Genomic DNA, 25,030 nt, shown 5'->3' with positions numbered 1-25,030 from the left:
ACGGCGAGGGTGCGCGCTTCGCGCCTCGGTCCAGCCTCGGTCCAGCCTCGGTCCAGACCGCCCGCCGGCGCCCCGCGCGGCGCAGAACGCCTTCTCACTGGCACGAAGCCGCGAGATTCGCGTAGCCTATCCGGACGGTGCTCCTGGAGTCCACCGACCCGACCGACCGCTTCATGATCGAAGCCCGCAGCCGAAGCGGCGGCATGGGCGATATTTTCAAGGGCACGGATCAGACCTCCGGCGCGCCGGTCGCGCTCAAGATCCTGCGCGCCGCCGCCTCGCCCCAGGAGCGCGCCCGCTTCGCGCGCGAGATCTCGATCCTCGCCGATCTGCGGCACCCGAACATCGTCCAGTACATCGCTCACGGCACCTGGCTCGACGGGCGCCCCTTCTTCGCGATGGAGTGGCTGGACGGCGAGGATCTCGGGCAGCGCCAACGGCGCGCGCCGCTCGGCATGCGCGACTCGGTGGAGGTCGTCCGGCGCAGCGCCGCCGCCATGGCCGCCATCCACGCCCGCGGCGTCGTCCACCGTGACCTCAAGCTCTCCAACATCTTCCTCGTCCGCGGCAAGGGCACCGCGATCAAGCTGATCGACTTCGGCGTCGTGAAGCTGGCGGTCCCGGACGACTGCCCCACCGAGCGCGGCACGATCATCGGCACGCCGCACTTCATGGCGCCCGAGCAGGCGCGCGGCGAGACGGTGGACGCGCGGGCCGACGTGTACTCGCTGGGCGCCGTCCTGTTCCGCCTGGTCACGGGCAGGAACGTGTTCGAGACCGAGCACGCGATCGCCCTGCTCGGCCGCCTCGCGCTCGAGGATCCCCCGCGCGCGCAGCAGCTCCGCTTCGACGTGCCCGACGCCCTCGACGAGGTGATCACGCGCGCCATCGCCCGCGATCGCGAGCAGCGGTACGAGAACGGCGGCGAGCTGGCGCGCGCGCTCGCGCGGGTCGGGGAGCTCAACAACGATCCCCCCGCGACCGAGAGGTCCGCGTCGATCATCCGGCGCGCGGCCGCGCCGGAGATCGCGCAAGGCCCCGCCGAGCCGGGCGACGAGCGGCCGCAGGTGCGGCTCGCCGCGACCGAGCGGCGCGTGGTCGCCTGCGCGCTCTTCGAGCTGGGAGCCGGCCCGCTCCGCCCCGAGGTGGAGGCCGCGCTCCGCGAGGTCCTCGGCGACGACGCGCGGCTCGAGGCGCTCCTCGGCGGCAAGCTGGTCGCGGTGCTCGGCGTGGAGCGCTCGCGGGGCGACGAGGCGATGCGCGCCGCGCGGGCGGCGCTGACGGTCGCCCGATCGACGCCGGGCGCGCGGGTCTCGGTCGCGGTCGGGCACGCCGTCCGCGGCCGAGCGAACCTGACAGGCGAGGCGCTCGATCGCGCGGCGGAGCAGCTGGAGCACGCCGTGCCCGGCGCGGTCCGGATCGACGCGTGCGCGATCGCGGCGCTGGAGGGGCGGTTCGTGGTCCAGGAGGACGCGCGCGGCGGCGTGCTCGTCCACGAGGACGCGACCGGCTTCGACGCGCGCGGGCTCGTCGGACACCCCACGCCGACCCTCGGGCGCGAGCACGAGCTGGCGAGGCTCCAGGGCATCTTCAGCCAGATCGCCGAGGACGGCGCGCCGCGCGCGGCGCTCGTGACCGGCCTCGCCGGCATCGGCAAGAGCCGCGTCCGCGCCGAGCTGATCCAGCTCCTCGAGACGGCGCCGCACGCGCCCGTCATCCTGCTCTGCCGCGGCGATCCGACGAGCCAGGGCTCGGGGCCCGCGGCGCTCGGGCGCGCGCTGCGCGCGCTCATGGGCATCCGCGACTGCGAGCGCCTCGAGGATCAGGTGCAGAAGGTGAACGCCCACGTGGCGATGCGCCTGGCCCGGCCGCTCCGCTTCCTCGCCGGCTTCATCGGGGAGCTCGCCGGCGTGCCCTTCCCCGACGAGGGCAACGAGCCGCTGCGCGCAGCCCGCGAGAGCCCGCAGCTCATGGAATCGCGCACGCGGATGGCGGTGGAGGCGTTCTTCCGCTCGAAGTCCGAGACCACGCCGCAGATCCTGGTCATCGAGGACATGCAGTGGGCCGACCGCACCACGGTCGAGCTCGTCGACTGGCTGCTCGGCTGCGCCGATCTCCGCTTCGGGGTCTTCGGCTTCGCCCGGCCCGAGCTCTCCGCCCAGTTCCCGTCGCTGTGGGAGCACCGCGACGTCACCCGCCTCTCGCTCTCCCCGCTGTCCCCGCAGGCGGCGGATCGTCTCGTGGCGGCCGCCCTCCCGCAGGCCGACGCGGCCACGCGCGGCGCCATCGTGCAGCGCGCCGGCGGCTACGCGTTCTTCCTGGAGGAGCTCATCCGGTACGCGGCGGAGGGGCGCGACGGCGTGCCGCTCACCGTGCAAGCGCTCGTGCAGTTCCGCGTCGACCGCATGTCGAGCGGGGTGCGCGAGGTGCTGCGCGCCGCGTCCGTCTTCGGCCAGATCTTCTGGACCGCAGGCGTCGCGGCGCTGCTCGAGCGCGCCGTGGGCGCGGAGCTCGCCGAGCTGGAGGCCGGCGAGCTCATCGCGCGCCAGCTGGAGCCGCGGGTCCCAGGGCAGGTGCAGTGGACGTTCCGGCAGGCGCTCGTGCGCGACGCGGCGTACGCCTCGATCGTCGAGGAGGACCGCGCCGCGCTCCACCTCGCCGCGGCCGCGTGGCTCGAGTCCGCGGGCGTCGACCCGGGGCTCATCGCGCGCCACGCCGAGGCGGGCGGCGACAAGGCGCGGGCCGCGCTGCTCTACGCCCGCGCGACGCGGGACAGGGCGGCGAGCAGCGCGGAGCTCGACGAGGCGCTCGAGCTCACGACGCGCGGGCTCGACTGCGGGGCCGAGGGGACGACGCGCGCGGCGCTCCTCGTCCGCCGGGGGGAGATCTGCGAGCTCCTGGGCCGCCTCGGCGAGGCGCTCGACGCGGCGGAGCAGGCGTCGCGCCTCGCGCTGCCCGGCTCGGATCTGTGGGGCGAGGCGCAGGTCGTCACGGCGACGTGCATGATCGAGGCGGGCCAGAGCGCCGAGGGCGACGCGCGCGCCGCGTCCGCGCTCTCTCCGCACTTCGCGGCGGCGCTCGCGCCGTCGATCCGCGCGAGGCTCCACGCGTCGCGCGCCCGCGCCCTCGTGGACCTGAGCCGGCCCGCCGAGGCGCTCCGCGCGGCGCAGACGGCGATGGAGGTCGCGCGCGCGAGCGGCTCGACCGACGCGCTCCTCCACACCCGGGAGGCCCACCTCGCCGCGCTGATGCACGCCGGCGACCTGTCCACCGCCGCCGCTCTGGGCGCGTCGCTCGCCGCGGACGCCGACGGCGAGGGCGACGCCGTCGTCGCGGCCAAGGCCCGCCTGAACACCGGCTCGGCGCTGAACCAGCTCGGCCTGTTCGAGGAGGCGCAGGCGCTGCTCGAGCGCGCGCTGCTCGACGCGCGGAGCCGGAAGCTCCGGGCGATCGAGGGGTTCGCGCTCCACAACCTCGGCATGTCGTACGCGCGGCTCGGCGACATCGAGGAGGGCATCGCGTGCGAGCGCCAGGCGAGCGACATCGCCGATGCGTGCCAGATCTCGCGCCTCAGGATCGCCGGCCGGCTGTACGAGGCGCTCTTCCTCGTGTGGCGCGGCGCGCCCGGCGACCACGCGACCGCCTACGCCGTCGCGCGCTGGCTCTCCGAGGAAGCGGCGCGCCGCTCGGCCGCGCTGCAGGCGATGGCGAGCTTCGCGCTGGCCCGCGTCCAGCTGGCGCGCCGCGAGCCGAGGGCGGCGGTCGACGCGGCGCGCGAGGCCTCGCGCCACCTCGCGGCTGGGCCCATCGAGGAGTGGAGCGACGCGATTCGCCTCACGCTCGTGGAGGCCCTCCTCGCGATCGGGGACGAGCGGGAGGCGAACGCCGCGCTCGACGCCGCGTTCTCCGCCCTGGCCGCGCGCGTCGAAGCCCTCCGGGATCCCCGACAGCGCGACGCGTTCTTGCGCGGGAACGACGACGTCGGGCGGCTCATCGCCCTCGCCCGCGAGCGCCTCGGCCGGTCGCTGTCCGCGTCCTCGACGCCGCGGCCGCCGCAGGCGGGGGACCTGTCCGCCCAGCGAGCCGCCGCGGCGCCATCGCGGAGCAAGGTCACGAAGGCCGCCGCCTTGGGATGGAAGGAGCGGCCCGAAGCGCCGAGCAACGACCCTGCAGCGCACCGCGGCGCGAGCCCTGCGCAGAGCAAGGACGTACACGCCGAGGGCGCGGCGGCAGCAGCGCACGAGAAGGGCGCGCCACGTTCTTGACGTTGGGTGGCCAGGTAGCTAAGGCCATCCGCGATGCAAAACAACGCTCCTGAGCGGCCCGTCGCCCGCTGCTCCACGTCCTTCACCCCCGCGCGTCCGGCCGGCGCGAGCCAGGGTGCTGCGCTGGCAGCCCGCCCGACCCCGGGCCGGCGGCTCACGGCGCGCGTCCTGCCGCTGCTCGCCGCTGCGGCGCTCGGCGGCGCGGCGCTGCTGTCGGCCGCGCCCGCATCGGCGCAGTCGAAGATCGCCGTCGTCGACGTGCGCCGCGCCATGCTGGAGACCGAGGAGGGGCTCCGCGTCCAGGCGACGCTCAAGAAGCTGTTCGACAGCCGTCAGGTCGAGCTCGACACGAAGCGGCGCGCGCTCGACGACGAGCGCGACAAGCTCGACAAGGAGGCGCAGGCGGGCAAGACGCCGAAGGACGCGCTCCAGCGCAGGTTCGAGACCTGGCAGCGCCAGGCCGCCGAGTTCCAGGCGACGACGGTCGACTATCAGCGCGAGATGCAGCGCAAAGAGGGCGAGCTCACCACGCCGATCCTGCAGAAGGTGCTCGGCCTCCTCCGGCGCCTCGCGGCGCAGGAGGGTTACGACCTCATCCTCGATAAGTCGGCCGTGCCCTATTACCGCGCCGATCTCGAGCTCACCGATCGCGCCATCCAGATGTACAACAGCGGGCAGACCGGCGAGGCGCCGCCCGCGAAGGCCGCGCCGCCGGCTAAGGGCGCGCCGCCCGCCGCCCCGGCGAAGCCGGCCGCGCCGGCCAAGAAGTAGCGGCGCCACGTCGCGATCGCCCTGGAGCGGCCCGCGCGCGGCGCCGCTCCGCCCCTCCGCATCTCCCGCCCGCCTCCGCGGGTGCTCCCCCTCGATACGATCGCGCAGGATCGCGAACGCGCGCTGCAGCGTCTTCCTGCCAGCGTGCGACGGCTCCTCCGTCTCCGGGGAGCGCCCCTGCGTTGCCATCCCGCAGCGGAGACGTAGAGTAAGCCGCTCGGCAGGCGCTCGTGGCTCGCCGCGCGGATCGAGCTCAACTGTGCGGGGGCACGAAGCGCGAGCGCCGCGCGGCGGGACACCCTCGCACGGAGGTGGTTCGGTGGGCTCTTTTCTCGTCGGCCGGGGAGCGCGCCTCACGGCCTGCATCGGGCTCGGCGCCGCGGGCGCCCTCGCTGCGCCCGCGGCTTGCCTGTACCCCGAGTACACCTTCGATGAGCCCGAGCCTGCCGGAGGCGCCAGCAGCGGCTCCGGGGCGAGGGTCGAGGACTGCGCGAACGGCGACGACGACGATGGCCGGATCGACTGCGCAGATCCAGCGTGCGGCGACTTCGCGTGCACGGCGGCCGTGCCGGAGGGCTGGAGCGGCTACTTCGCGCTGTTCAACGGGGAGCCCGCGATGGACCCGGGCTGCCCACCCGAGTTCGCCGCGGGGCAGCCGTTCGCCGGCAACCGCGGCCTGTCCGCGCCACCGGCGAGCTGCGCGTGCTCGTGCGGTCCAGCGGAGGGGCAGGCGTGTGATCCGGTCGACGAGCTCACGATCACCGTCGCGGACGCGCCGTGCGGGTCGGAGCCACACTGCCTCTTCCCGCTCACGACGCCCGGCTGGCAGGCCGAGGTGTGCAAGGGCCCCGATGGAGTCTTCGGCGACAGGCTGACCTGCGGGCCGAGCAGCAACGCGGAGTGCTCGACGACGACCGGCGCTCCGTGCGCCGTGTCGGTCAGCGTGAGCCCGCTCGGTGCTTCCGGCGGCGAGTGCGCGCCGAACGCCGTGCAGGTTCAGAAGCAGGACCCCAGGTGGACACGGCTCGGCCGCGCGTGCGCGGCGGCCGAGCCGCTCGGCCGGGGCTGCAACCTCGGACAGGTCTGCGCGCCGAGGCCGGCGGCGCCGTTCGAGCGCGGCCTCTGCATCGCGAAGGACGGCGACGCCAACTGCCCGCCGGGCCCCTACACGGAGCGGCACGTCTTCTTCACCGACGTCGAGGACACCCGCAGCTGCGACGACGACTGCGCGTGCGGCGCGCCGTCGGGCGGGGCGTGCCCGACGACCGTCTCGCTCTACTCCGACGTGCAGCTGCACACCTGCTCGACGCAGGTGACCGAGCTTCTCGCGGGCAGCTGCGTGGACCTCGAGGCCCATCCCTCCGTCGTGGGCCGCAAGGTGACATCGCTCGGCGCGCCCGCCGGCGGCGCGTGCACGCCGAGCGGCGGCACGCCCAGCGGGGAGGCCCGCGGCGCGAACCCGCGGACGTTCTGCTGCGGCACCTGACGCGCCCACGACCCCCGAGGGCGCCCGGCCTCAGAAGCTGCCGGCGACGCTGAGGCCCGCGAGGTCGGCGCCGGGCGCTCGCGGCAGGACCTCCGCGCGCCGGACGCCCGCGCCGGCGCGCCGCCCGGCAGCAGCAGCGGCCGCGCGGGCGCCGGTGTCCGGCTCGGCCGCGGCTGCGCTGCCGCTCAGCACGAGCAGGGTGATCCCCGCGGCGACGCCGGCGACACCGAGCCCGATCGCCGCCTCGGCGACGCCCGTGTAGAGCCGGCCGCGCTCGGCGACGGGCCTGGCGGAAGGAGGGCAGCTCCTGTCGCCGCCGCAGCGCGCGTCGAGATCGCTCAGCGTGCCCGCGCGGAGGCCGAGGAAGACCCCACCCACGGCGCCGCTCGCGATCCCGGCGCCGAGCACCACGAGGCCCGGCACCTTCGATGGACGCGGCGCCGGCGCGCCCGTCGGCGGCGCCTCCGCTTTCGCGCCTCCCGGCAGCGGGCTCGCGGGCTGCGGCGCCGCGGGCGGATCGGCGATCGTGATCTCCACGGTCTTCGCGTCCCGCTCTTCCAGCGTCACGATCTCCCGCGCCACCTCGCGATCGCCGATCCGGGCCGAGATCACGTGCGGCCCGGGATCGACCGGGATGTCGGCGCTCATCTCCGAGGCGCCGAGCGCGGCGCCGTCGAGCAGGATCGTGGCGGTGAGCGCCCCCTCGCCGCGGCGGATCGCGAGCTTCGGGATCCGCGCCTCGAGGTCGTCGATCCGCGCGCCGACGTGCGCGCTGACGTCGTTCGCCCGGGGGTCCCCGTCGGCCGCAGCCGCGGCGATGCGGTAGTTGCCGAGCGCCGAGACGAGCTTGCCGAGCCGCGCCTCGCACTCCGCGATGTTGAACAGCACCTGCGGCGTCCGCCGGACGCTCGCGACCGCCTGGAACTTCGCGAGCGCCGCGGCGCAGTTGTTCGCCGCGCTCAGCGCGACGCCCTCCTGGAAGAGCGCCCGCGCCTCCGCGAGCTCGTCCTTGGACTGGGCCCTCGCCGAGGGAGGCGCGATCAGCGCGACGCCGAGCGCCGCGGCCGAGGCGACCCGCTGCCAGCTGCTCCTCCGAAGTCCCCGTCGCTCCATGGATCCCCCTGGCGGGCGCGGCGCCCCGCTTCGCCCTCGGCCCGGCGCGCCGACGTCCGCGCGCCGACGAGCTGCTTACCCTACGCGCCTGCGGGGCCGCGTCCAGCGGCCCGGGGCGCTGGACGCGCGCGCCGCGATGGGCCGCCAGGCCTGGATCGCCTCCTCCTGCACCACCACGAAGTCGTGCGGATCGAAGCGCACGAGCTGCCCGGTGCGGATGATCAGCTCGCGCTGGAGCTGCCGGCGCTCGCCGGGGGTGACCCGCCCCGTGTCGAGCTCGTCGAGCACGACCTCGGGCGTGTAGGGGCGCCCGCGGCGGTAGCGCGCGCTCATGTCCCAGCCCTGGCAGCGCTCGCGCCAGAAAGCCCGCCAGCGCGCGGCGTCCACCGTGGGCTGCTCCGCCATCTCAGGCGCCGGCGCCTCGGGCAGATCGTTGGGATCGCTGACCAGCTGCGCGAGCTTGAGCTCGCGAGGCTCACCCACGTCGGGCTCGGGCGGATCGGACACGAAGATCTCCTCGTCCTTCACCGCGACCTCCTCCCACATCCCCGCGCCGGTGATCCGCTCCAGCGCATAGGCCGCGGCGAGCTTGACGTCCTCGTCCACGTCGCGCTCGAGCAGATCGATGAGCAGCGGCACGGCGGCGGCCGCGCCGGCCCAGCCCACGGCGAAGATCAGGCCGCGGCGCGGCGCCTCGACGGCGCGCGAGGCGAGGAGCCGCGCGTCCGCCTCGTCGCCCGCGAGCGCCAGCAGGAGCGCCGCGGCGTCCGCGCCCTCCGCCTCGTCGAGCGCGGCGCGCAGCGCGAGCGGGGCGTGCGGGTGGTCCGAGAGCGCCATGGCCGTCCAGGCGGCCTCCCGGAGCGCCGGATCCGGCGCCGCGAGGGCGCGCTGGATCAGCTCGGGCAAGCGGGGGCCCGGCGTGCAGCCGAGGTGGTGGAGGGCGCACGCCGCGACGGGGACCGCGTCGTCCGACGCCGCCGCGACGAGCTCGTCCTCGGTCGCGAGGCCGCGGTAGGCGAGGACGTCGATCGCCATCGCGCGGACCAGCGGCTCGGGCTCGCGGAGCAGGCTGCGGAGCGCGAGCGGCAGGAGCTCGTGCGGGACGAGCTTCAGGGCAGCGCCCAGCGCGTCGATGAACGCCCTGTCCTTGCCGCTCCGGAGCAGCGCGAGCTCCGCCGCGGCGAGCGCGTCGCGGCCCGCGAAGCAGCCGAGCACCATCGCGCTCGCGAAGCCGACGCTCGCGTCCTTCACGGGGGCGTCGGCGACGAGCCGCGGCACGTGCTCGATCGCCGGCGCCCCGATCGCCGCGATCACGTCGATGGCCGCGAGCATGCGCCGCTCGAGAACCAGCGCCCCGCGGAACGGATCGCCGAGCAGGGGCGCCCGCTGCATGCCGACCATCGCGACCTCCTCGAAGCACTCGCGGGCGCGGGCGCGGAGGAACGCGAGATCGTCGATCGCGGCGCCGATCTCCTGCGCGAAGCCCGGCGGCGCAGGGTGCGCCGCGCCCTCGTCCGGGCGCGCCGCGGGCGGCCGCACCTCGGCGGCGGCGGGGAGCGCGCCGGGCGCGGGCGCCTGCTGCTTCAGCGCCTCGACGGCGGCCTTGAGCTCCTCGAACGTCCGCGGCGGCGGGATCGGCGGCGGCGGCTTCGCGACGAGCTCGGCCGGGGGCGGCTCCGGGACCTTGATCTGCGGCACGATCGACGCCCGTTGGACGGCGTGCAGCCGAGGCCGGTCGCGGCTCGCCAGGATCGGCGGCAGGTCGATCGGCGGCGCGGGCGGCACGAGGGCGAGCCGCGCCGCGGCTTGCTCGAGCCAGCCGCGCGCGGTCCGGAGCGACTCATCGACCGCCGCGAGGCCCGCGTCGAGCCCCACGGCTCCCCCGATCTGGGCGGCGACGCCGTCGACTTCCGCCAGGGCGACGCGCGCGGCGCCGGTGCGCTCTGCGCGGCCGTCGAAGGCGTCGTAGATCGCGCCGAGGGCCCGCTCCAGGGCGCGCGCCGGCCCGGTCAGGTCGGTCACGGGCTCGACGTCGTGCTCGAGCGAGAGCGCTGCGCGGCGGAGCGCGGCGTGCGCGTTCTCGAGCGTGTCGTGGGCGAGCAGGTCCGCGCCGGCGGGCGCGGAGGGCTGCCCCTCCTGACCGCCGGGCGCGACGAAGGGCAGGTACGAGAAGGACACGCGCCATGAATACACCTGCGCGAAGGAGGCCCCAAGGCGCGTGCTGAGGTAGCCTGGCCGGGCGATGAAAGCTCCTCCGCAGGGCGTCGACGACGTCGAGGCTTACGCGACGCTGGCCGCCCAGCTCGCCGACCCGAGCGCCGACCGCGCGGCGCTCCTCGCGGAGCACGGGCTCGACGAGGCCGGATGGGAGGCGCTCGACGACGCCTGGCAGGCGCGGCTCTCCGAGGCGGACGACGAGGACGGGGAGGACGTGGGCGTGCCGCCGCTCGTCGTTGCCTTCGCCGAGGCGTTCGCGAGGGCCCAGCGCGCGCGCGCGAAGAGCGAGCTGTCGTTCGAGCGCTTCCTCGAGGCCGCGCGCGAGTTGAAGCGGGGCACCGACATGGCGACGGTGCTGAGCCGCCTCGATCTGACGCTCGAGGACTACCTGGGCGCGCAGCAGCGATGGACCGCGGCGATGCTCGAGGACGAGGCGCTCATGGCGCAGTTTCAGCGGGCGATGAGGTAACGAGGACGGCCGCGCGGCGACGTCGGCCGGGCTGCCCAGCGCGCGGCCCGGCGGCGACGAGGGGGTATGTTCGTGGACATGGTGGAGGGCGAGGAGGAGATCCGATCGATGCCGCTCGAGGAGCTCGCCGCCGTGGCCGGGGCCCTCGAGGCGGGCCTGCCGCGGGACGAGGTGCTGGCCGACGCGGGGCTCTCGGCCGCGGCGTGGGAGGCGGAGCGGGAGCGGTGGATGTCGAGGCTCGCCGCGCAAGCCGCGCAGGGGCAGCTGGGAACGAGCCGGCGATACCTGGAGCTCGTCGCCGCGCAGAAGCGCCGCGCCGAGGAGAAGGCGCGGCGCGCGCGCAGGAAGCTGGAAGGGCCGATGCCGGTGGCGCCTGCGGCGCGCATCGCCCCGCTGCAGGGGGCGCCTCGGGAAGGGGCGACGCCGCTGCCTGCCGCGGGCGTGAGCGACGAGGGGGCTGCGCGCTCTCCCTGGGCGAGGCCGAGCGCCGTCGCACCGCCGCCGCCCGGGATGGTGCAGCCGTCGCCGCTGCCGGCCGTGCCGCAGCCGCTGCCGGCCGTGCCGCAGCCGCCCGTACCGGCGCCCTCGGCGATCCTGACGCTGCCATCGAAGCCGCCGCGAAGCCGCATGACGCTCCTCGGCACGACGGGCGTCCCGACCCGGGATGCGCTGCCATTCCGTCAAGACGTGTCGAGCGCGCCCGCAGTCGAGGGTACGGCGACGTCAGCGGAAGAGAGCCTGGAGATGGACATGACGAGCATCGGCAGGGTCATCGCGCCGGCCGACAAAGGCCTGCCGTTCTCGCGCACGGCCGCTGTCCCTCCGATCGATTCGGCCCTGCCCTTCTCCCACACGGCACCTGTCCCTCCGATCGATTCGGCCCTGCCCTTCTCGCGACCGGCCTCCTCCTCGCAACCGGCCGACAACGCCCTGCCCTTCTCGCGACCGGCCTCCTCCTCGCAACCGGCCGACAACGCCCTGCCCTTCTCGCGACCGGCCTCCTCCTCGCCGCCGCCCAACAACGCCCTGCCCTTCTCGCGACCGGCCTCCTCCTCGCCGCCGCCCAACAACGCCCTGCCCTTCTCGCGACCGGCCTCCTCGCCGCCGGCCGACAATGCCCTGCCCTTCGCTCGTCCAGCCCCGTCTCCCGCGCCATCGGAGCCCGTCAGGGGAGAGATCGCCCCGCAGCCACCTCAGATCCAGACAGGGCGCTGGGCACTGCCCTTCCTTCAACCGAGCTCCGTCCTGGATCCGCCCGCGAGCCCGTCGCCCTCGGAGCCAGCCACGCAAGCGCACGCCGGCGCGGAAGACGAGGAGACGATGCGCCGCGTGGAGCGGATCTCCCTCGCGCGGTACGCGCGCCTCTGCGCGGACGTGCGCGACCATCCGAATCACATCCCGCAGATCCAGAGCCACTACGGGTTGACCCCGCAGAGCTGGATCGCCCTCCACAGGTTGTGGAACGAGCGCTTCCAGTCCGATCCGGCGCTCAAGGCGCAGTGGCAGGCGCTCGTCGCGCAGAGCGCGCAGAGCTGACGGCACATGCGCGCGGACTGGCTTTCGGGCACATGCTGGATAAACGACTTGCCGTGAGATGGGTAATGCCTCGGCAGACGCGAGCCGTGCGCGCCGTCAATTCAGCCGCAAGAGCCTCCCCACGATCCGGAACAGTCCCCGCGACGCGGCGCTGATCCGGCTGCCCACGACCTCGATGTCGCCGTCCTGACGGATGCGGACCGCGCCGCGGCCGGAGCGGAGCAGCAGCTCCTGCTCCGCCTCGATGGCGACGGTGGTCGCCTTGAGGTGGAGCGTGTGCGGCCGCTGCGTCGTCAGGGCCGCGACGATCAGCGGGGGCTCGCCCTCGCAGAGCTCGACGAGCACGGCGTCGCCGCGGGCGCGGGCGTCGGCGATCACCTCGGGGTCGACGTCGGGCGCGATCTGGGCGTCGACGGGCCCCTCCGCGCCGCGGACGTGGATCGACGCCTTCCGCCCCGCGATCGAGGCGACGCGCGCGGTCCGCATCGCGGCGCCGAGCGGCTGCGCCTTCCGCGCCGGCAGCGGCGCCGCGGCCGGCTCGGCGAGCACGTCGTCCAGGGTCACGCGCGGCGACTCGGACGCCTCCTCGGCCGGGGACCCGGCGTCCGCCTCCTCCAGCGAGAGCGGCGCGCCGGCCTCCCGCGAGCCACCGTCGAACTGGGCCGCCATCAGACCTCCGAGACCTTCTTCGGCAGCTGGATCTTCGGCGCCAGGATCGTCACGAGCGGAGACGTGATGGTGACGCCGCCGCCGTCGATCACCACCTCGCTGGCGCCGCACTTGAAGACGATGGCGCCCTTCGCCTCCACCTTGTGGAACGCCCCGATGAACGTCGCAGGGCCCACGGCCTGCACCACGTGAGACCCCTTGAGCTTGTCGACGACCGCGCCGCCCACCATCGCCGTGCGCGAGCCGGCGATCGTCTCGCTCTCGCCCGCGTTGCTGAGGACGATCAGCCCCGTCGCCTTCTCGTTCTTCGAGCCGGTGACGCTCTCCGCGTAGCTGCCGAACGCGACCTGCACCGTCGCGGCGCCGACGTCGATCGTCTTCTTGCCCGTCACGTTGTTGTCGATGTCCTGGATCGCGCCCAGGATCTTCATCGAGCCCACGTCCTCCTTGTGGGTGCCCGTGACCTTGGCGGTCGAGTGCCCCGACCCCTTCTCGCGATCGGTCGCGTCGACGCCATCGACGGCGCCGTCCGGCCCGCCGGCGTTCTCCATCGACGAGCCGCCGCCGCCGCCCCCGTCCATGCCGAGGGCCGAGGCGAGCGCCTCCGGCTTCACGAAGACCTTCCCGGCGAGGCTGCTGTGCGCCACGTTCGACGCGATCGCGGCGAGCATGTTGGGCGGGCCGGAGCCGCCCGGCGCGCCGCCGGCGGCGCCGCCCCCGCCTCCGCCCCCGCCGCCGCCCATCGAGGCCGCGAGCTGGCCCGCGCCGGGGATGCCCGACGCGCCCGCGATCATCGCGGGCATGCCGCTCATGTCCCCGCCGGCGACGGCCTGCATCGCGCCCGAGACCCCCGCGACCTTCTGGGTCAGCCCGTTGATGGGCGCCATCACCTGGTTGATGGCGCCGTCGACCTGCCCCTGGATCGCCGAGATCGCGTTGTTGGCCATCACGCTCGCGAACTGCACCGCCGCCTGCGCCGCGAGCGCGAGCATCGCCTCGAGCGGGTTGCCGTCCATCTCGAACTGGTTCCCGCCGACGGTCGTCGTCGCGTTGCCCTTCGCCGTCAGCGCCGACACCGCGTTCACCTCGACGCTGCGGTTGCCTCCCACGGTGATCGTCTGATCCGCGCCCACCGTGCTCGACGAGCCCTTCGTGACCTTCGTCGTCTGGTTGCCGCCGACCTCGAGCGACGCGTTGTTCCCGACCACCGTGGTCTCGTTGTTGCCGATGTTCCGCTTGGCGTTGTTCGCCGCGACCGTCTTCATGTCGCGCTGGGCGTGGACCATGATCTCCTCGGAGCCCGCCTTGTCCTCGAAGCGGATCTCGTTGGCCCCGCCCCCGCCCGGCGTGCTCGAGGTCTGGATCGCCGTGCGGGTCTTGCCCTCCGGCAGCGCGTACGGCGGCATGGTGACGCCGTTGTAGAGGCGGCCCGTCACGATCGGACGATCCGGGTTCCCTTCGAGGAACTCGACGATCACCTCCCAGCCGATGCGCGGGAGCATCATCGAGCCGGACGTCTGGAGCTGCGCGACCCGCATCCAGCACGACGCCTTGTCGTCGGTCACGTCGCTGCGATCCCAGTGGAATTTTACCTTGCAGCGAGCGAACTCATCGGTGTGGATCGCCTCGGGCTGGGAGCCGGCAGGCGCCACCACCGTCGCGGTCTGCGGCCCTTCGATGAGCGGGATCGGGGTGATGCGCCGCGGCCTGTACTTCACGTCAGCCGGCACGAGGCGCGCCCGCACCCTGGAACGCGGCGCGGCGCGCTCGCCGCCCTGCGCGCCCTCGTCCCCGTGGACGTAGGTGTGCGTCACCGCGAAGAGGAAGTACTCGCCGTCGAGCTCGCCGGAGTCCGTGATCTTGAGCTTCTGGCCGACCGCGAGGCGCGGGCAGACCGCGTCGATCTCGATCGTGCGCCGCTCGACCTGCTCCTCCTCCAGCCGGATCTGCGCGAGCCGCTCCCCCTCGCTCGGCTCGAAGTAGCCGCCCGGGTAGTCGTAGCGCTCCAGCGCGTCGTTCTCGCCCGACGCCGCGCTCACCGTGAGATCGAGCTTCGGCCGCTTGAAGTCGAAATCGCGGAGGACGAACTTGCCGGAGCGCACCCGCTCGAGCTCGCGGATCGCGTAGATCGCGTCGCGCTCGTCGGCCGCGATGAGCCCGGTGCGCCGGCGGAACGGCAGCGCAGGGTCGCCCGGGATCGGCCCGGCGGCGGTGCTGTCGTCGTCGAAGACGAGGAGCTCGCCCTCGGAGTCCACCTCGACGAAGCTGTAGATGCCCTCGTGCTCCATGAGCCGCGAGATGAACGCGAGCGCGCTCTCCTGGTACTGCACGCAATATTCACGCTTCGGACAGTCGCCGCTCAGCCGCCACGCGATCCGGGTGATCCCGTGATCTTCGAGGACCTGCGCCACGATCTCCTTGGCGCTCATCTCCTGGAAGATCCGCGAGTCGACGCTGCGCGCGAGGAGCGCGAGCGAGGAGACGACGCGCACGGCATAGCGGACGCCCAGCAGCCCCTCCACGCCGGCCTCGGTGGAGCCGATCGAGGTCGCGGCCTCGACCGTGCCCGCGATGACGCGCGGCGCCTCTCCGGGCGCGCCGAAGGCGAGCGCCGCGGGCTTGCCGATCATCGCGTCGAGCTCCTGGTACGCGTGGAGGTACACCTCGACGTCGAGGACGAGCGGCCTGCCCGCCTCGTGCATCGACTCGAAGCGGAGCACCCGGGCCGCGGGGACCTCCTCGATCGTGAAGTGCGCAATCGTCTCGCGTGCCACGTTCGCCTCCTCCTCAGTTGTCGAGCACCAGCGCGGCGGTGTCGGAGACGTCGCCGTCGAGCTTCGCGGACACGCCGATGATCGCGACGCTCGCGGGCGTCAGCGAGAGGATCGACGCGCCCATGACCAGCGTGAGCGCCCCGCTCGCCTCGAAGACGGCGTTGTTCGCCTTGACGATCTGCGCGCCCCCCGCGAGCTCGGTGTAGGTGCCGAGCGAGCTCTCCACGCGATCGCCGTTCGCCACGTTGACGATCGCACCGCCGACCTTCACGTTCATCGATCCGCCGACCTGGACGCCGCGGCCCGCCTTGACCGCGATGACCTTCGCGCCGGTGGCCGTCTCGCTCCGGTCGCCCTGGACCGTCACGGAGCGGTGCCCCAGCGCGAGCTCGACAAGCGCCGCGCCGACCTCGTGGTTGAAGGCGGCCAGGGTCTGATCCGTGACCGAGCCGACCACGAGGTCGATCTGGTTGCCGGACACCGTGAGCGCGCTGTCGCCGGTGACGTCGCGCTTGTGATCCCCGCCGATCTTCATGTCGCGGTTCCCGCCGATCGAGAGCGTGTGGTCGCCGCCCACGTCGTCCACGTGGAAGGTCTCGATCTTCATCGACTGGTTGCCGGCGACCAGGATCGTCTGGTTCGACCCGATGCTCGTCGTCATGCTGTTCGTGACGTTCGTCGTCTGGTCGGCGCCGATCTTCTTCGCGTGGTTGTTGCCGATCGACTCGGTCGCGTTGTTCTTCACCTCGGTGGACATGTCCTTCGAGGCGTTGATGAACATCTCCTCGCCGCCCTTCGCGTCCGACATCCGGAGCTCGTTCGTGCTGCCCCCGCCCGGCGTCGTCGCGGTCTGGAGGGAGCTCTTCCCGGCCTCCTTCGGGAGCGCGTAGGGCGGCGGCGTGAGCGCGTTGTACATGCGACCCAGCACGAAGGGCCGATCCGCGTCGCCCTCGACGTGGCGCACGGTGACCTCCCACCCGACGCGCGGGAGCAGCATGGATCCGCCCGTCGGCACCTGGCTCGTGCGGATCCAGCGGCTCGACGTGTCGTCCTTCTTGCCGGAGCGATCCCAGTGGAAGGAGACCTTCACCTGTCCGCCCGCGTCCGTGTGGATCTCCTGCCCCGAGGGCCCGGTGGTGATCGCGGTCTGCGCGCCCGGGATGACCTGCTCGCGGGCGCGCCGCGGGGGCCGGTAGCGGGTGGTCCCGGTCGGCACGCCCCAGAACTCGCAGCTCGACCGGAGGTCGCGCGCGCCGTCGTCCGCGCCGGCGGTGCCGGAGAGCTCGAAATTCCGCGGCCGGCTGCCGGCGATGCGCGCGCGGACCACGAGGTACTCCTGGTTGAGCGGGTCGTAGGGGTGGCCGTCCACCGAGAAGCGCCGGCCCGGGAGCAGCGCGAGCGAGCCGGTCTCGCCGTGCACGACGTCGCGCTCCGCCTGCACCGAGTCGAGCAGCACCTTGGCGAGCCGCTCCGCCACGCTCGCGTCGACGGTCCGCGCCGGGTGCTCGTAGATCTCGAGCACGTGCTGCCCGGGATCGCTGCCCTCGGCCGACGCCTCCGGCCGGACCGCGGGCGCCTCCGGGTCGTAGTCGCGGACGAACACCTTGTCGCTCCGCACGGAGACGTCGCGCGAGAGGCGGACGATGCGATCCGCGAAGCCCTCGACGCCGAAGTCCTGGAAGAACGGGAGCGAGGTCGCGCCCTCGATGTCCTCGAGGCCGGTCGGCGAGTCGCCGAAGACGACGATGTCCTCGTCGCCCTTCGTGTGGATCGCGAAGTAGATCCCCTCCTCGGCGAGGAGGCGGTGCACGAAGTCGAGGTCCCGCTCCCGGTACTGGACCGTGTAGACCCGCGTCGGGTGGGGCTCGGTGACGCGCCAGTCCTGCTGGCCCGCGGGCACGCCCGCGCCCTCGAGGACCTCCTTCACGATGTCGACAGCGCTCTTGTCCTGGAAGATCCGGCAGTCGGAGCGCTGCCCGAGGTTCCATAACGCAGGCGCGACCTCGATCCGCAGCGTGGGCACGTCGTCGGGATCGGGCACGAGCTCGGCGACGACGATGGTCCCGGCGAAGGTGCGCGTCTGCGTGTCGTCGCTGCGCGACAGCGTGAAGACCGCGCGCTTGCCGAGGACCTCCTTCGGCCTGGGCAGCGCCGCCTCGTCCTCGAGCAGCTCGCACTCGAGGCGGGTGAGCGCCGAGAGCTGCTCGGTGAGCTCGAAGCGCAGCACCCGGTAGATCTTGCCCTCCACGCTGACGGAGGGGATCGCGAGGACATGATGTTCAGCCACTCTTCACCTCACTAGCGCCCGTGGACCTCACGATCCGAGCTTCATCGACGCGCCCATCTTGACCACCAGCGCGCCCTTGACCGCGATCTTGGACCCCTTGATCACGACCGGCCCGCCGCCGAGCTTGAGCTCGCTGCCGCCGCCCTTGAAGGAGCCGACGGCGCCGAGGAGGGTGATGAGCGGCGCCTGCACCACGAGATCGCCGTCCAGCTTCTGATAATGGAGGCCGCCCACCATGTTGGTGACGCCCAGCGCCACGTGAGAGAGGGAGCCCTTCGTGAGGTGGAGCTCGGCGGCCAGCGAGGTCTGGTCCTTGTTGGCCGTGATCTGCTCTCCGTGGCTTCCGTTGATGATCTGCGCCTTCACGGCGCCCACCGTCTCCGTCATCCCCCCGAGGACGTTGTCGTTGATCGAGGCCAGGCTTCCGGAGAGCTGAAGCGCGCCGACCTTGCGGCTCATGTCCCCGGTGATGGACTGCTCGATGCCGTTCGAGATCGTGATCTGGTTTCCGCCCACCGTATAGGCGCGGTTGCCGGTGATCTTCTCGACGTGGTTGCTGATTGCGTTGGTCGTGTCGTTGCCGCCGATCAAAATGCTCTGATTGCCGGTGATCTTGTGCGAGAGCACCGCGCCCACGTCGAGCGATTGATTGCCGGCCACGGAGATCGAGTCGTCGACCTTGACCGAGCGGGAGCCGTTCACGCTGATGTGCTGCTCCTCGTTGACGGTGACCTCCTCGACCTTGTCGTTCTTGATGGTGACGTTGAGGTCCTTCTGGGCGTGGATGCCGAACCCCTGGCTCCCCGCGGTGTCGGACATGCCGATCTGGTTGTGGCCGCCCGCGCCCGGCGACGACATGCTCTTGAGCGTGCCGGACGCCTTGGCGGCGGGGAGCGCGTCGGGCGGCGTCTTCTCCGCGTTGTAGGTCCTCCCGAGGACGAGCGGCCGGTCCGGGTCGCCGTCGAGGAAGGCGACGGAGACCTCCCAGCCGACGCGAGGGAGGATCATCGAGCCGCCCATCGCGATCTGCGAGACGCGCAGCCAGCAGCTCGACGTGTGGTCCTGCTGGCCCTGCCGGTCCCAGAAGAAGCGGACCTTGATGCGGCCGTATTTGTCCACGTGGATCGCCTGCTCCTGCGTGCTCGACCCCGTGACGACCGCCGTCTGGATGCCGCGGATGCGCGGCCGCCGCGCGCGGCGCTCGGCCGCGAAGGGCGCGCCCTTGGGGACGCCGCGGAAATGGTTCTCGACGTCGTAGTTCGTCGCGCCGCCGGTGAGCGTCTGGTTGCCGCGCGAGACGAGGTGGGTGACCACGAACTCGCCGTTCAGGCACGGCTCCGCGGCGCCCTCCACGGCGAACGGCTCGCCGACCTTGAGCCGGGCCGCGCGGCTCTCGCCCTCGCACACGTCGGCGTCGGCGGAGAGCTCGCGCAGGCGGGCCTCGGCGCGGCGGGCGCCCACGCTCCCCTTCGTGAAGCCGGCGGGGTACTCGAAGTAGGGCAGCGCGATTGCCTCCTTGCGGGGCAGCGCGGACTCCGGCTTCACGTCGGGCTTCTCGAAATCGTAGTCCCGGAGCTGGACGCTGCTCGTGCGCAGCGCGCGCGTCCTCGTGAGCTTGGCGAGCGGCAGGCTCCCGGGCAGGCCGCCCTGGGCCATGCGGAAATTCACCGGCATCCCCTCCTCCACCTCGAAGGCGGCGGGGTCGTCGGTGATGATCATCGTGTGCCCGGCGGCCTCGTGCCGGAAGTAATAGAAGAGGCCGTTGTCCTCGAGGAGCCGCGAGACGAAGTTGAGGTGCGACTCGCGGTACTGGACGATGAACTCGCGCGGCTCGTATTCCTTCGCGATCCGCCACTCGACCTTGTCGCCGAAGCCAGCGTCCTCGAAGACCGACTGCGCGACCTGGACGATGGTCTTCTCCTGGAAGATGCGGCACCCCTCGCGGTGCGCGAGCGCGGCCAGCGCGGGCCGCAGGCGGACGTCGAACTGCCGGCTCTCGCCCACGATGTGCGCGAAGCCGGCGCGATCGACGATGCCGTCGAAGAGGCGCTCCTCACCCGACGTGTCGACGACGCGCAGGCAGAGGCGGCCGCGCAGGCAGTCCTCGACCCGGAACGAGGCGTCCAGCGTCGCGAAGCGCACCTCGACCGTGTAGGGGGTGGAGATCGCCTCGACGGCCTCGAAGCGCGTCACGGAGACGTCCGCGGGGAGCTTGTCGCCCTCCAGGGAGAAGGTGGCGAAGGTGGCGGCCATTGGCGGCATGGTAGGCGATCGGCGGACGGCGCCAAGCCCCGGCGCTGGAACGCGACGCGAGGCCGACGCGGGGAGAGGGGCGTGGGGACGGGTCGTGCGGACCTATCGACAACGGATCCATGCAGCGACGATGAAGCAGCCCTCACGCCGCAGCCTGCGGGCGCGTCGAAGCCGTGCCCTCGATCCACGCGAATCGATGAAGCCCTGTGGCCGGGCATCGAACACGACGTTAGCCGTGCGCTCCTGCGCCGGCGCGGGCGGAGGGTGAACCGGTATCCAGGAGCGCCGATTACTCGATCACGATCGGCCGCGCCGGGACGACCGCGCGCGGCAGCTCTTCCTGCGCCACCCGGGCCTGCGCCTCGGGCGCAGTCACCTTCCCGGCGAGCGCGAAGCGCACCGGGATCTCCACCAAGGTCGAGAGCCGGCTCGCCTCCAGGGAGGCCCGCACCGCGAGGACGCCGTTCACCTGACGCACGCCCCCGAGCGGCGCGGCCAGCGACACCCCCGGGGGGAGCGGGATGCGCACGTCGACCTCGACCGGGCGGCCCAGCGAGTGGCGCAGCGAGACCCCGAGCTTCCCCGTCGTCCCCGCGCGCGGGCGCTTCGGCCAGGAGATCTCCGCCTGCACGGGGCTCGACGCCGCGGGCGGCGGTCGGCTCCAGCGCCGGAGCGCCGGGCGCTCCAGGCGCGCCACGACCGCGGACCCGGCCACCGCGAACGCCACCTCCGTCGCGCCCGCGTCGAGCGGCACCACGAGCCGCCCCGACGGCCCGACCTCCACGTCACGGCGCGCGCCGCCCGACGTCACCGTGACCCGCGCCGCCCCTCGCCCCTCGCCCCCGTGGGCCAGGAGCGCGCGCACCACGGCGAGCGTGCTGGCCGGCGCGCCGTAGCCGCCGCGCACGTCCCGCTGCACGCCCACCCAGCCGAGGAGCTTCGCGGGCGGCGCCTCGCTCCGGCCGAGCCCGGAAGCGCGGAGGAGCGCCGCGTAGACCACCGCGCGGGCGCTCCGGTCCTCGGCCTGACCCGGCGGCAGCGTGATGCCGCCGGTCGGGAGCAGCGCCACCCAGGCGCGCAGCCGGTCCGCCACGTTCGCGGCCAGCGCAGCCCGGTGCGGCCGCTCCGCGAGCGCGAGCAGGACGCGGGCGAGCGCCACGCGATCGCCGCTCCGGATCACCCCGTCCAGCGTCCTCGTGACGAGCGCGTCCCAGCACGCGTTCACCGCGCCCCCCGCCGGCGAGGGCTCGACATCGAGCGCGTCGAGCGCCACCGCGGGCTGCATGGGCTCGGGCGGGCAGTCCACGTCGATCTTCGGCAGCTCCTCCGCCACGGCCGCGGGCGCGAACGTGCGCGCCCGGAGCGCCGGGGGCCAGGAGGGCAGGTCCTTCTTGCTGCGCCTGTACGCGAGCAGCCGGCCCACGGCGCGGCGGCCGACGTCCTCCGCGCGCGCGACGAGCGGCGCGCCGTCGCCCCCCCGCGCGGCGGCCCAGCGGCCCACGAGCGCCGCGACCTCCACCGCGTCCGCCAGCGCCCCAGCGGACGAGAGCCGATCGGGATCCATCGCCTCGAGCGCCGCGGTGAGCGCGCCCGCGAGGCCGCGCTCGACGACGAGCCGGGGGCGGCCGGTGAGCTGGTAGCGCTGCGCGTCCGCCGAGACGCGCAGCGTGGCCGCGGCGCCGCCCTCGACGAGCTGCGCGATGTTCAGATCGGTGGGCTCGCCCGCCGGGCGCACGTCCCACGCGTGGACGAGCGTGTCGCCCGGGGTCCCCTGCGCCTTCACGGCGACCGCGAGCTCCGCCCGCCCCGCGCGCGGGGCGCGCACCCGCGCGCGCACCGGCGCAGCGCCCCCCGCGGGCACGTCGACCGCCACCGCCCGGCGCCGCGCGTCCGCGAGGGCGACCGCGCCGCGCGCCGTGAGCTCCACCGTCGCGCGGAGCGGCCTCGGCGAGCGGTTCCGGACCGAGACCTCCACGTCGACATCGTCGCCCTCGACCCACGCGGCGCCCGCCTCCACGCGCGCCGAGAGCGGCTGCGCGGTGGGCACGTCGAGCGTGGCCGTGGCCGGCGTGGCGCCGTCCGGCACGCCGACGAAGACGAGCCGGAAGGTCGTCTCGACGTCGCCGAGCGGAACGCGCATCCGCAGCCGACCATCCTTGTCCGTGCGCTGGGGCGGCGACCAGAAGAACACGCCCCGCGGCGCGCCATACGAGGTGCGGTGCGATCCGCCCAGGCGTCCGTGGCCTGAACCGAACCCGACGCCGGAGCCCACGCCCCCGCCGCCGGAGCCGATGCCGCTCAGGCCCAGCCCCTCGCCCAGCGACGTGCCCGTGAGCTCCTCCAGGAGGCTCTCCCACGCCGACACCGTGGCGTCGCCGACCTCCATGTCGAACTTCGCGTCGACGAGGCGGTCCTCGCCGACCGCCCTGGCGTACGGCGTGCCCGAGCGCAGCACGCGCTCGAACGGATCGCGCACGTCGTCGCCCGTGCCGATCCGGCCGTCGGGCCCGGGCGCCTGCAGGGCGAAGCCGCGCCGCACCGTGAGGAACGGCGTGGGCGGCGCGGTCGTCGCGGTGAACTGGATCGTGCCGCCCCACGGATCGAGCAGGAGCGACTCCTCGATCTGCTGGTCGCGCACAAGGCGGCGGAGCAGCGCGTTCGGATCGCGGAGCGCCGGCTCGTCGGCGTCGAGCAGCCGCTCGCGCCGGAACGCGCGCGCCGCGGCGAGGATGCGGAAGAGCTTGAGGCGGGTGACGCGGCGAGCGACGTGATCGAACGTGACCTGCGGGTCCACCGACAGGAGGTCCGCGAGCGAGAGCGGCTCGCCGCCGGGCGTCTCGGGGGGCGCGTCCATGGCGGCCGTGACGAGGGTCATCAGCTCGGGGTTCCACGAATAGGCGCCGCCGCCCGGCCCACGGCGGCGCACGTCGCTCAGCCGCTCCGGGTCGCTCGTGGCTTCGAAGACCGCCCCCTCGAGCGAGTGGAGCACCTGGCCGAACGCCTCGTCGAGCGCCGCCCGCGCGGAGCCGGCCGGATCGTTCGCCGGCGCGATCGCCCCGCGCGCCCGCGCGCCGAGCTCCGCGCGCCGGAGCGGATCGAGCGCGGGATCTCCCTCCAGGAAAGCGCTGCAGCGCTCGGGCTCGACCAAGCCCTGGCAGAGCCGCGCGCGCGTGTCGAGCGCCGCGAGGCCATCGACGCTGCCACCGCCGTGCAGGTCCACGACGACGGCCGCGACGGTCCCGGGCAGGCCGCGGCCGCCCCCGTCGGTGAGCGCGAGGTCCACGTCGACGGCGCCGCGCGGGGCCGCGCGGCCGCCGCCGATGCGGGCCTCGAGCCGAGGGAGGACGCGCGGCGTGACGAGCACCGCGCCGCCGACCTGCCGCGCGGCGGCGCCCGATCGGGGAGCGGCGGCGCTGAGCGACCAGACGCCGGCCGCGCCCTCGGGCAGGCCGAGCGCGCCGCCCTCCGGGCCCCCGGCGATCCAGGCGCTCGCCGCGCGGGCCGCGTTGTCCGCCTGGACGATCACGCTCCAGCCGGCGCCGTCCGCCGCCCTGCCGCCCTCCCGCCGCCGGTCGGCGCGCGCGTCCGCGCTGCCGCCGTGGATCGCGCGGGGCGCGGGCGCGTCGATCACGCGGAGCCCGAGCGCGTCGCCGGCGCGGGCGACGAGCCGCTCGGGCCGGAGCAGCGCCGTCGCCTCGCGATTGACCGAGACGCACAGCGCGAACGGCTCGCGCCGCGACGCGAGCGCCGGGAGCTCGCCCGCCGGCCGCACGCGCACCGCCGCCGCGACGCCGCCGGCGCACGGCCCCACGTTGCGGAACGCCCCGAGCTCGGCGGGCGCGTCCCAGGTCACCTCGGCCTCGCCGTACGCGTCGGTGGTCACGGTGGCCTGGAGCCCGTCGCCCTCGACGGTGAACGTGCCCTGCACCGGCTTCCACCGGGCATCGCGGACGCGCAGGAGCATGCGCTGAGCGGCGCCCGGGACGATCGCGCCCGCCTCGGGGAGCAGCGCCGCCTCCGAGGTGGAGCTCTCCACGGAGACGGCGGCCTCGCGCTGGAGCTCGTGCCCCTCGAACGTCGCGCGCGCGACGACGCGCAGCGTGGTCCCTGCGCCCTGCACCACGGTGGTGGGCGCCGCGGCCGAGCCTCGGATCTCGCCGGCCGCGTCGGTGCGCGCGAGCGTGCCGAGCTTCTCCCACGCGGCCCTGTCCTCGGGCGGGCTCGTGCCCTTCGGCCCGACCCAGGTCCGCACCGGCAGCCCGGCGACGGGCTGGCCGGCGCCATCGCGGATCCGGATCACGTAGGTTGCGCGATCCCCGGCGCGCAGATCCTGCTCGGACCACTCGGCCAGCATCTGCGGGGCGCCAGGCGTCTCCTCGCGCGGCGAGAGGGAGACCTGCGCGGCGTTCGACGAGGCCCCCGCCGCGCCCCGCGCGCGGGCGCGGAGGATCCAGCTCCACCCGGGCTCGTCGACGAAGGGGACGGGCACGCGCGCCATGGCGACGCCGGCCGCGTCGGTCGTGACCACGGCCGTGTGCCGCGCGACGCCGCCCTCGAGCAGGCTGACCTCCACGGGGACCCGCGGCGCCGGCTGCCCCGAGGCCTGGCTCTGCACCGTGATCCACGCCGACATGGCGCTGCCCGGCACCACGCGCGTGTCAGGGACGTGCAGATCGACCTGGAGCGGCGCCTGCCGCTGCACGGTGATCGTCCGGGTCCGCTGCCGGTCGCCGGCGCGCACGCCGAGCAGCAGGTGGAGCTCGCGCTCGGGCCCTTCGGGGATCGGGACGTCGAGGTGAGCGCGCCCCTTCGCGTCGGTCGTGACCCGCACGGGCGGCGGGACGGCGCTGACCTTGCCGAGGTGCTCCGGATCCCAGGTCGCCTCCACGGTGGCCGCCTCGAGCGGCCGGAGCGTGACCGCGGAGGGGAAGCCGAGCGCGAGGACCTGGACCGGCAGGGTGGCGCCGGGCGCGCCGCGCTCGGGTGCGTGGACGAACAGGTCGAGGCCGCGGGCGACCGCGTCGCGGCCGACGGTGGCCGCGTCGGAGGTCGCGGCGGCGCCGAGGGCGGCGACGATGAGGAGACCGGCGAGCCGAAGGGAGGGCCTGGGCATGGTGCCTTTCGACACGGCAAAGGGGCGCAGGTTCCCCCCGGCCGCCTGGCAACCGCGCCGGCGAGATCGTGGGCACA

12 protein-coding genes are annotated in these 25,030 nt (G+C 74.4%); 5 read left to right on the top strand and 7 right to left on the bottom strand.

Going from position 1 to position 25,030, the window contains the following annotated elements; genetic code table 11:
* Positions 1 to 137: 137 nt before the first annotated feature.
* The 3 genes from WME90_RS16255 (at position 138) to WME90_RS16245 (ending at position 6,522) form a co-directional block, all read left to right on the top strand.
* Entirely contained in the window at positions 138 to 4,265 is a 4,128-nt protein-coding gene (locus WME90_RS16255) for a serine/threonine-protein kinase (RefSeq protein WP_437282036.1), read from the top strand.
* 33 nt (positions 4,266 to 4,298) lie between these two features.
* Complete coding sequence (locus WME90_RS16250; RefSeq protein ID WP_437282035.1) at positions 4,299 to 5,036, top strand: OmpH family outer membrane protein; 738 nt, start codon at positions 4,299 to 4,301, stop codon at positions 5,034 to 5,036.
* Positions 5,037 to 5,355: 319 nt separating this feature from the next.
* Entirely contained in the window at positions 5,356 to 6,522 is a 1,167-nt protein-coding gene (locus tag WME90_RS16245) for a hypothetical protein (RefSeq protein WP_437282034.1), read from the top strand.
* A 30-nt stretch (positions 6,523 to 6,552) separates the two neighbouring features.
* On the opposite strand, the gene WME90_RS16240 is transcribed toward WME90_RS16245, so the two are convergent.
* Together WME90_RS16240 and WME90_RS16235 are read right to left on the bottom strand one after the other, a co-directional pair.
* Positions 6,553 to 7,635: a PEGA domain-containing protein gene (locus WME90_RS16240; protein WP_437282033.1), complete on the bottom strand. Its 1,083-nt coding sequence runs from the start codon at positions 7,633 to 7,635 to the stop codon at positions 6,553 to 6,555.
* A gap of 75 nt (positions 7,636 to 7,710) precedes the next feature.
* Positions 7,711 to 9,813, bottom strand: coding sequence for a hypothetical protein (locus WME90_RS16235; protein WP_437282032.1), 2,103 nt, complete (start codon positions 9,811 to 9,813; stop codon positions 7,711 to 7,713).
* A gap of 64 nt (positions 9,814 to 9,877) precedes the next feature.
* Between WME90_RS16235 and WME90_RS16230 the strand changes: the two genes are divergently transcribed.
* Positions 9,878 to 10,321 carry a hypothetical protein gene (locus tag WME90_RS16230; RefSeq protein ID WP_437282031.1) on the top strand — a complete coding sequence of 148 codons (444 nt, stop codon included), beginning with the start codon at positions 9,878 to 9,880 and terminating at the stop codon, positions 10,319 to 10,321.
* 66 nt (positions 10,322 to 10,387) lie between these two features.
* The gene (locus WME90_RS16225) at positions 10,388 to 11,857 is read left to right on the top strand and encodes a hypothetical protein (protein ID WP_437282030.1); all 1,470 of its coding nucleotides are present in this window, start codon (positions 10,388 to 10,390) and stop codon (positions 11,855 to 11,857) included.
* Between the two features lie 96 nt (positions 11,858 to 11,953).
* Here the strand turns inward: WME90_RS16225 and WME90_RS16220 are convergent, their stop codons facing one another.
* The 5 genes from WME90_RS16220 to WME90_RS16200 all read right to left on the bottom strand — a co-directional run bounded on the left by WME90_RS16220 (position 11,954) and on the right by WME90_RS16200 (position 24,953).
* Complete coding sequence (locus WME90_RS16220) at positions 11,954 to 12,526, bottom strand: hypothetical protein (protein ID WP_437282029.1); 573 nt, start codon at positions 12,524 to 12,526, stop codon at positions 11,954 to 11,956.
* Positions 12,526 to 15,300 (bottom strand): type VI secretion system Vgr family protein, encoded by a 2,775-nt coding sequence (locus WME90_RS16215; RefSeq protein ID WP_437282028.1) that lies wholly within the window; start codon positions 15,298 to 15,300, stop codon positions 12,526 to 12,528. The genes WME90_RS16220 and WME90_RS16215 overlap by 1 nt, the downstream gene beginning before the upstream one ends.
* 13 nt (positions 15,301 to 15,313) lie before the next feature.
* Entirely contained in the window at positions 15,314 to 17,587 is a 2,274-nt protein-coding gene (locus tag WME90_RS16210) for a type VI secretion system Vgr family protein (protein WP_437282027.1), read from the bottom strand.
* A 27-nt stretch (positions 17,588 to 17,614) separates the two neighbouring features.
* Positions 17,615 to 19,840, bottom strand: coding sequence for a type VI secretion system Vgr family protein (locus WME90_RS16205; protein WP_437282026.1), 2,226 nt, complete (start codon positions 19,838 to 19,840; stop codon positions 17,615 to 17,617).
* Between the two features lie 289 nt (positions 19,841 to 20,129).
* Entirely contained in the window at positions 20,130 to 24,953 is a 4,824-nt protein-coding gene (locus WME90_RS16200) for an alpha-2-macroglobulin family protein (RefSeq protein WP_437282025.1), read from the bottom strand.
* Between the last annotated feature and the right edge of the window lie 77 nt (positions 24,954 to 25,030).

Origin of the sequence: Sorangium sp. So ce375 (assembly GCF_051473855.1) — a bacterium.
Taxonomy (GTDB): domain Bacteria; phylum Myxococcota_A; class Polyangia; order Polyangiales; family Polyangiaceae; genus Sorangium.
Note: the sequence above shows the minus strand (reverse complement) of the source record. Positions and strands in the feature narration are given on the sequence as shown.